Raw genomic sequence first — 1,775 nt, 5'->3', positions numbered from 1 at the left:
CTCACAACAGCATCCCTGATGATCAGTCAGGGGATTATCGCTCTGTAAAAGTGATAATCAAGATATAAGGTTAATTAATAATTGATATTATTCGTGCAATTAATGTGTATGTTACTTTTGTTGATTTTGAGCTACACATGTCATTGTAAGATTTGGAGGTTTTAGTCTGTATCATGCTTAACTCATTTCCTAAACACATCCTTGCGACAAACTCTTCTTGAGGTGAAATACGTATATCATTTATGCTAAACGCATCCTCTTCAGCATTAAAGCGCACTAAGTCTTCGATATATTCAAATGTATTGTTTCTATACATAAGCCTAGGAGTTGCACTATCATTTAGTGATACAAAATAAATTTCTGGAGAATACCAAGGTATATTATTACCAAATAAATTAACATTCGAATCTTCTGGAACAAAACCAAGAGCATAGCCAAGATGGCGCACCAGTAGTATATACATATATCGTTTTACTGCTTCTCCGTTGTTATGAACATCGCTAAAAGTTCTCATCATCATAGTCATACGTTCCTCATTCATTTCTGCAAGGTAATTGTCAACATATATTCCGTATTGACCAGCTAGATTAGTATTCCTTAGTGCCAGAGTGTTTACATGCCCAGTGTGTGGTATGTAGGATATTGCAGGTTCACGACCGGCTATTCCTGATAACATATTTAGTGCTGAAGAATAGCCAATTAAAAAATTTGCCTCCTCCCCAGAACGCATATGTCTAATAGTTAGCATTGGATATATATCACGGACGATTCCCCTCCAAAAATCTACCGCTAATTCAATCTGATCTGTATAATCAATTTGTCGAGTGTGTCCATCAATTTCAACATAAACGCTAGCTCCACTAGGTGATGGCGTGTTATAAAGAATCACTCCTCCATAAGTTTCTACGGGGTTATAAAGTGTAGGATCACCATCTGGATTGGTATGTGTTATACTGGTTCTATATTTTATAATTTCACTGGCCTTGGCACTACCTATGAAATAAAAAGAAAAAACCATTAAAAACAAAGTAGTCATCGATGATAAAAATTTAAAATAAATTTTTATATTCATGGCATCCCACTATTCAATTTTAATTAAAAATTAAATTCGTGTCAATTATTGTTAAATAAAATAATGACACATTGATATTAGGAAAATTTCTACCGCCCTCTGAAGGCGGTTATTAACAAGTTTATGATTAATGATAGTTATGGTAATCCTTTTTTCACGCCACTCGCATCTGCTCCCTCTCCGATCCATATACCATCAACCCATGATCCATTACAGTTTATATTAATTTTTTGTCCTGTAAGCATAGCTGTTTGCGCTAAAGCTAAAAATCCAGGCCCTCCATCTGAACCATAATCTTTACGTAACATTAATGCTGTTCCAGTTTTATTTTTCTCATTCTCTTTTTTAAACATTATTGTAATACGAGTATTTGTGTCATCTGCGCCAACATAATATCCCATAGCTACACCAGTAATATAACCTGTGAATTGTTCGCTACTATTACACCTTAGTGCATCCTCTACTGAAGAGGCTTTTGTTATTGATGAAATAAAAAATAGAAACAATGCAACTATGGGAATTAATGATTTTAATTTATCTCTCATTTTAAATGTCGCCTTAATTTATTAAAATTAAAGGTGGATTAAAAAACCTAAATAACGCACTAGGTTGCCAATATATACTTTTGCATATATCCGTCGTCATTGAAGATGCTTGATTTTTCATTTGTATCAGATCATGATCGCGCTCATGAAAATTAATC

Annotated in this window: 2 protein-coding genes; both read right to left on the bottom strand. The window is 33.9% G+C overall.

Annotated elements, in window-relative coordinates; translation table 11 throughout:
• Positions 1-70: 70 nt before the first annotated feature.
• Positions 71-1,072 carry a hypothetical protein gene (locus NXS07_RS19795; protein WP_038223103.1) on the bottom strand — a complete coding sequence of 334 codons (1,002 nt, stop codon included), beginning with the start codon at positions 1,070-1,072 and terminating at the stop codon, positions 71-73.
• 137 nt (positions 1,073-1,209) lie between these two features.
• On the bottom strand, positions 1,210-1,617 hold the full coding sequence (locus NXS07_RS19790) for a hypothetical protein (protein WP_038223105.1): 408 nt from the start codon (positions 1,615-1,617) through the stop codon (positions 1,210-1,212).
• Between the last annotated feature and the right edge of the window lie 158 nt (positions 1,618-1,775).

The sequence above is a fragment of the Xenorhabdus bovienii genome, assembly GCF_024721015.1.
Lineage (GTDB): Bacteria > Pseudomonadota > Gammaproteobacteria > Enterobacterales > Enterobacteriaceae > Xenorhabdus > Xenorhabdus bovienii.
This window is presented reverse-complemented; position numbering and strand designations above follow the sequence as displayed.